This window comes from Acidobacteriota bacterium (assembly GCA_003696075.1).
GTDB lineage: Bacteria > Acidobacteriota > Polarisedimenticolia > J045 > J045 > J045.
In genome coordinates this window covers 1-6,479 of sequence record RFHH01000219.1, presented here as the reverse complement: position 1 = coordinate 6,479, position 6,479 = coordinate 1, and the positions used below count along the sequence as shown (strand labels likewise).

At 74.5% G+C, this 6,479-nt stretch carries 6 protein-coding genes; all 6 read left to right on the top strand.

Annotated features, from left to right (window positions below):
- Positions 1-2 precede the first annotated feature (2 nt).
- A complete protein-coding gene (locus D6718_13565; protein RMG42671.1) occupies positions 3-1,223 on the top strand; it encodes an O-antigen ligase domain-containing protein in 1,221 nt (406 codons plus the stop codon).
- The gene (locus D6718_13560) at positions 812-2,239 is read left to right on the top strand and encodes a glycosyltransferase family 2 protein (GenBank protein RMG42670.1); all 1,428 of its coding nucleotides are present in this window, start codon (positions 812-814) and stop codon (positions 2,237-2,239) included. Before D6718_13565 ends, D6718_13560 begins: the two co-directional genes overlap by 412 nt.
- Positions 2,182-3,252: an undecaprenyl/decaprenyl-phosphate alpha-N-acetylglucosaminyl 1-phosphate transferase gene (locus tag D6718_13555; GenBank protein RMG42669.1), complete on the top strand. Its 1,071-nt coding sequence runs from the start codon at positions 2,182-2,184 to the stop codon at positions 3,250-3,252. Before D6718_13560 ends, D6718_13555 begins: the two co-directional genes overlap by 58 nt.
- Positions 3,253-3,366: 114 nt before the next feature.
- On the top strand, positions 3,367-4,698 hold the full coding sequence (locus D6718_13550) for an FAD-dependent oxidoreductase (protein ID RMG42668.1): 1,332 nt from the start codon (positions 3,367-3,369) through the stop codon (positions 4,696-4,698).
- Positions 4,617-5,897, top strand: coding sequence for a glycosyltransferase family 1 protein (locus tag D6718_13545; protein RMG42667.1), 1,281 nt, complete (start codon positions 4,617-4,619; stop codon positions 5,895-5,897). Before D6718_13550 ends, D6718_13545 begins: the two co-directional genes overlap by 82 nt.
- A 180-nt stretch (positions 5,898-6,077) precedes the next feature.
- Positions 6,078-6,479 (top strand): hypothetical protein (locus tag D6718_13540; protein ID RMG42666.1); only part of this gene is annotated, 402 nt, incomplete at its 3' end.

The following is a 6,479-nucleotide window of genomic DNA, read 5'->3' as shown; positions in this document are numbered from 1 at the left end:
CCTTGGGGGCGCGGCGGGTCCGACTCGCGGTGGCCGGAGCGGCGGTGCTGGGGGCGGCCGCAGGCGTGCCGTTCCTGCTGGCGCGCTTTCGCGCGGGCGATCCGTTCGCTGTCGCGCGGCTGTCGATCTGGCCCGCAGCCCTGAAGGCGCTCGCGGACGCACCGTGGTTCGGGTTCGGACCGGGCGGGTTCCGCTCGATCGCCCCGGCGTACGCCTTCCCGGTGGACGGCTCGCTCGTCCGCTACGCGAAGGTCTTCCGCGGGCCCCACTCCGATCCGCTCGGCCTCGCGCTCGCCGGCGGCCTGCCGGCGCTCCTGCTGGCGGGCGTGCTCGCGGGCTGTCTGCTCCCGCGGATCTGGCGGGCGGCTCGCCGCGCGCCGGCGCAGGCGGGCCTCCTCGCGGGACTCGCGGCGCTGGCGGCCCACGGCCTGGCCGACGATTTCCTCGCGGAACGGCCGGCGGCGGCGCTGCTGGCGGCGCTGTTCGCCGTGGCGCTTATCGGAAGCGACCGGCCGCGTTCCGAGCCGCGGCGGCCGCTCCGCCTCGCCGCCGCACTCGCGCTCGCCGTGTGGCTCGGCGCGGGGGAGCTGCGCCCGTACGCGGCCGACCGGGCTCTCCGGGCGGGGGATGCCGAGCTCGCCGCGGCGCTCGACCCTCTTCGCGACGACGCCTGGCTGGCCGCCCTCGGGTCGGGCGGGGGCGGCCCGCTCGACCGCACCGCGTCGGCGCTCGAGGCGGCGCGCCGCGCGATCGCGGCGAACCGTGCGCTCCCGGCCGCGTGGCGCGCCCGGGCCCTCGTCCTCGACGCGTCATGCCGCGGCCCGCTCGCAGAGCGGATCACCTGCGAGGACGCTCTCGCCGCCTGGGGAGCCTCCCTCGCGAGGCTTCCGCGGGACGTCACCGCGCGCCGGGGGCGCGCGCGACTCGAGGCGGCGCTCGGCCGGCGCGGCGAGGCGGCGGCCGACCTCGCGCTCGCGCTCGCGTGGGAGCCGGCCTACCTCGGCGCGCTCGCCGATCTGGCGCGCCTGTACGAGGAGGCCGGGCAGGTCGAGGCGGCGCGGGAAGAGATGGCGGCGCTGGAGGAAGCGGCGCGGGTGGCCCGCGGCATCGTGCCGGCGAGCCCGTACGAGCGCGCCGTCCTCGCCCCGCCCGAGCCTCCCGCGTTGCGCACCGGGGAACCGGCAGGACCGGAGCGGTTGACCGCTCCGGGCCGACGTCCCTAGGTTGGGCGCCGATGCACGACCTCCCGCTGGCCAGCATCGTGATCCTCACGTGGAACGCGCGGGGGATCGTCGGTCCGGCGATCGACTCGGCGCTGGCTCAGACGGTGGGACCGGTGGAGGTGATCGTCTGCGACAACGCCTCCCGGGACGGCACGGCCGCGTTCGTGGCCGCGCGCTACGGCGACCGCGTGAAGGTCGTCTGGTTCCCCGAGAACCTCGGCTACGCCGGCGGCTACAACCGCGCGCTCGCGCTGGCGAGGGGGCGGTTCCTGCTGCTGCTCAACCCCGACGCGCGGCTCGATCCGGACTTCCTCGAGGCGGCCCTCCCGGCGTTCGATGACCCGCGGGTCGGGATCGTGGCGGGACTCCTCCTCCGGCCCGACCGGAAGACGGTCGACAGCAGCGGCCAGTTCCTGGCGCGTTCGAGGAAGACGATCGACCGGGGGTTCGGCCGGCCGCTCGACCCGGCGCGCGATCGCGACGGTCCCGTTCTCTCCGCCTGCGGGGCGGCGGCCCTGTACCGGCGGGAGATGGTGGAGGACATCGCCGACGGCGGCGCGCTGTTCGACCCCGACTTCTTCGCCTTCCACGAGGATCTCGAGGTCGGCTGGCGGGCCTGGCGCGCCGGGTGGAGAGCGGTGCACGTGGGGGCCGCCGTGGCGGTCCACGCGCGGGCCGGCGGGGAGCGGGCGGGCCGCGTCGGGCTCGCCGCCGTCCGCCCGCCCGAGGTGATCGCGCACATCGTGAAGAACCGCTGGCTGACGATCCTGCGCCACGACCGCGCCGCCTCTTTTCTGGCGGACCTCCCGTTCATCCTCGCCCGCGAGGCCGCCTGGCAGGCCTTCCTTCTCTTCCGCGCCCCCTCGGTCTACCGCCACCTGTGGCGTCACCGGGGAGCCTTCGGGCGCGCCTGGCAGCGGCGGCGCGAGGACCGGACGCGCGCGGGACGGTGGGGAGCGTGGCGGCGCGGCGTTCCGCCGCGCGGGATCTGGCGAGCCGGGGAGTCCGCGCCGTGAGCGGCCGCGCCGCGGAGATCGGGCTGGCCGTGCTGGCGCTGCTGCTGGCCTGGGGTACGGCGGCGGCGGTGACGCCGCGCCTGATGGAGGCGGCGCGGCGGTTCGGCATCGTCGACGTGCCCGACGGCCGGCTCAAGACCCAGAAAGAGCCGGTTCCCTACCTCGGCGGTCTCGCCGTCGCCCTCGGCCTCCTGCTGGCGCTCGGAGTGACCTACCGGTTCGGTCACCAGCTCCTCGCCGTGCTCCTCGGCGCTTCGATCGTCCTGATCCTCGGCCTGCTCGACGACCTCGGCTCGCTCAAGCCGGCCTCGAAGCTGGCCGGCCAGCTTCTCGCGGTGCTGGTGCTGATCAAGGCGGGCGTGTCGATCCAGATCGTCTTCGTCCCCTGGTGGGTGGCGATCCCGCTGACGGTCGTGTGGATGCTGGCTGCGACCAACGCGCTCAACCTGATCGACGTCATGGACGGGCTGTCCAGCGGGGTGGGCGCGGTGGCGGCGTTGTTCTTCGCCGGCATCGCGCTCGCGGGAGGGCTGACCGACACCGGTTTCCTCGGGGCGGCGCTCGCCGGCGGGTTGCTCGGTTTCCGCCGGTACAACGTCGAGCCGGCCCGGATCTATCTCGGGGACACGGGAAGCCTCTTCGCCGGCTTCCTCCTCGGCGCGCTGGCGATGATCAACGCCTACACGGCGCGCCACCGATTGGGGATCGTCGCCCCGCTGCTCATCCTCGCGGTGCCGCTGTTCGACATGCTGTTCGTGATGTGGGTCCGATGGCGCCGCGGATTGCCGGTGATGCTCGGGAGCCCCGACCACGTGGCCTTGCGCCTGCGGAAGTGGCGCCTTTCGACCCGCGCCACCGTCCGCGCCAACGTCGCCGCCGCGATCGTCACGGGATCGGCGGGGGTCGGCGTGATGCTTCTTCCGGTGGCCTGGGCGGCGGCCCTTCTGGCCGGGCTGCTCTTCGCCGCGGTGGCGCTCGCGGTATGGCTGCGCCGCATCGACATGTCGCTGTGAGCGGAACCGCGACGGCCTTCCGCGACGGTCCGCGGGAGTGCGTGGCGTTTCGCTCCGGAGCGGTCATATTAGGCCGGTGAGGGCCGCCGGGCGGTCGGCCCCGGGAGGCGCGCAGTGATCCTGATCCTCGGCGGGGGGCTGGCCGGGCTGTCGGCGGCGTGGCACCTCGCGCGGCGCCTTCCGGACGTGCCGCGCCTGATCCTGGAGAAGGAGAGCGAGCCGGGCGGACTGTGCCGGTCGGCCGAGCGCGGCGGTTTCGTCTTCGACTTCACCGGGCACTACCTGCACCTCCGCGATCCCGAGACGACGCGGTGGGTCCTGGAGCTTCTCGGCGGCGAGCTGGAGGTCGTGGCCAGGCGGGCCGAGATCCACTGCCGCGGAAAGCGGCTGCCGTTTCCCTTCCAGGCGCACCTGCACGGCCTCGACGCCGAAACCGTGGCGCGGTGCCTCGTCGATTTCGTGCGCGCCCGCGAGCGGCCGCTTCCCGAGGACGACACGATGCCCTTCGGGGTCTGGGCACGCCGGGTCTTCGGCGACGGCATCGCCGAGGCGTTCTTGATCCCGTACAACGCGAAGCTCTTCTGCGCCGATCCCGACGAGCTGACGGCGGAGTGGGTCGCCTGGGCGGTCCCGCGCCCGAGCCTCGAGCAGGTGGTCCGGGGGGCCCTCGGCCTTCCGAACCACGGTCTCGGCTACAACCCGACCTTCCGCTACCCGCGGCGCGGCGGGATCGGCCGCCTGGCAGCGGCCCTGGCGGAGCAGGTCGGTGCCGATCTGCGCCTCGGGGCGGAGGTCGAGGCGGTCGACGTGGCGCGGCGCGAGGTGCGGCTCGCGGGCGGGGAAAGGCTGCCTTACGAGCGGATCGTCTCCACGATTCCCCTGCCGAGCCTGCTGCGCAGGGTGACCGGCGACCGCGCGCGGGAGGGGCAGGAGGAGCTGGCCGAGCTGGCGGGCCGGCTCCGCTGGACCGCGGTCGACGAGGTGCGGATCGGCGTCCGGCGCGCTTCGCTGGCGGGCGGGGCGCACTGGATCTACTTCCCGGAGCCGGAATTCCCCTTCTATCGGGTCGGCTTCCCCTCGAACGTCTGCCCGGCGATGGCGCCGCCCGGTTGCTCGTCGATCTCCGTCGAGTTCGCGCGGCCGGCGGGCGCGCCCGTGCCGGAGGACACCGCGCTGTTGGAGGCGGCTCGCGAGGGGCTCGCGCGCGCCGGGATCCTCGAGGCGTCCGAGCGGCCGTTGCTGTGGGAGCGGGCCGTGCTCGATCCCGCGTACGTGCTGTTCGACCGCCACCGCACGCCGGCGGTCGGGGCGGCCCTGGCCCGCCTCGAGCGGCACGGGATACTCTCGATCGGCAGGTTCGGCGCATGGACGTACAGCTACATGGAGCGCGCCCTGATCGACGGGCGGCAGGCGGCGGAGCGGGTGGCGGCGCTGGTCACCGCCTGAGGGTCTGCCACGTCATCACCAAGCTCGAACTCGGGGGCGCGCAACAGAACACGCTCTACACCGTCCGGCACCTGGACCGGCGCCGGTTCGATCCCTCCTTGATCGCGGGACCGGGCGGAGTGCTCGACGAGGAGGCGCGCCGGATCGTGGGCGTGACCTTCGAGACGAGCCCGCCCCTGCGCCGCGAGATCCGCCCGCTCGACGACGCGCGCGCCCTGATCGATCTGACGCGGAGGCTGAAGCGCCTCGCGCCGCACATCGTCCACACGCATTCGTCGAAGGCCGGCATCCTCGGCCGCGCCGCCGCGTTCTTCGCGCGCGTTCCGGTGATCGTGCACACCGTCCACGGATGGGGCTTTCACGACGGCCTGCCGCGCACGCGCCGCGCTCTGTACGTCCTCGCCGAGCAGATGGCACAGCTCCTGACCACGCGGACCGTGGCGGTCTCGGAGGCGAACGTCCGGACCGGGGTGAGCCGCGACATCGCCCCTCCCGAGGCGTTCCGCGTCATTCGGTCCGGGGTGGAGCTGGAACGCTTTCGCCGCTCCACCGGCTCGGGCCGGCTTCGGGAGGAGCTGCGGGTACCGGAAGGCGCGCCGCTGGTCGGAATGGTCGCCTGTCTCAAGCCGCAGAAGGCGCCCCTCGATTTCGTCGCCGTCGCCGCGCGCGTGGCGCAGGCGCACCCGACGGCGCGCTTCGTCCTCGCCGGAGACGGCGAACTCCGGCCGGAGGTTGAGCGGGCGGTGGCGGCGGCGGGGCTCGCGGGGCGCTTCTTCCTCCTCGGGTGGCGCCGCGACCCGGAAATCGTCGTCGGCGATCTCGACGTGCTCGTCCTCACCAGCCGGCACGAGGGGCTGCCGCGGGTGATTCCGGAGGCGATGTCGGCCGGAAAGCCGGTCGTCGCGACGGCGGTGGACGGCTCGCCGGAGGCCGTCCTGCCGGGCCGCACCGGCTTCCTCCGGCCGCCGGGCGACGTCGAGGGGATCGCGGCGGACGTCAGCCGCTTGCTGCGCGATCCGGCGCTCGCCCGCCGTTTCGGTCGGGCCGCGCGGCTCCACGTGCGCCCGTGGGACATCGACGAGATGGTCCGCGCCCAGGAGCGGCTCTATCTCGAACTGGCGCGCGAGGCGCGGTTGCCCACGCCGGCTGTTGCGGCGCCGGACCAGCGGACGGTGGCTTCGCCAGTCGCGAGCTCCTGATCCGGAACACGCTCGTCGGGGCGGGCGGCGCCGCGGGGCCAGCCCGTCGGCCGGGTCCGTTCCGGCCGACGGACCGCCTCGATCGCCTTCCGCGCTGTTCCGGGGGGAGATTCGGCCTCCAGAACCGACTGTATAGGCAGGAAGGGATGCGGCCCCCCGGGGGCCGCTGGAGGTCAAGGCATGAAGCGTCTCGTTTGGGCGGCCGCCGCGGTTGCGGGGGTGGCGGCCAGCCTCGGGATCTCCTCACCCCCGCACACGCTGTCTCTCGACGCCATCCCTCCGACCGGGGCCGCCGTTCGGGCCGCCGGGAGCCTCCCCTCGCCGGATCCGGCGACCGAGGGAGGGGTGACCGAGAGCGCGGCGTTCCTGGAAACGGTCCCGGCGGAGGAGTCGATCCTGAGCGGCTCTCTCGGAAGCGTGGGGCGCATCGATTCCTCCGCAACCGTGATGGGAGACGGTTCCGGGACGCTGTGCGTCATGAACTGGGAAGGGTTCCGCCTGAGGGCGCTCCTTTCCGCCGACGGAGGGGCGAGCTTCCACGATGAGGTGACGGTCACTGATCCGGGCGAATGGCCCTGGGGG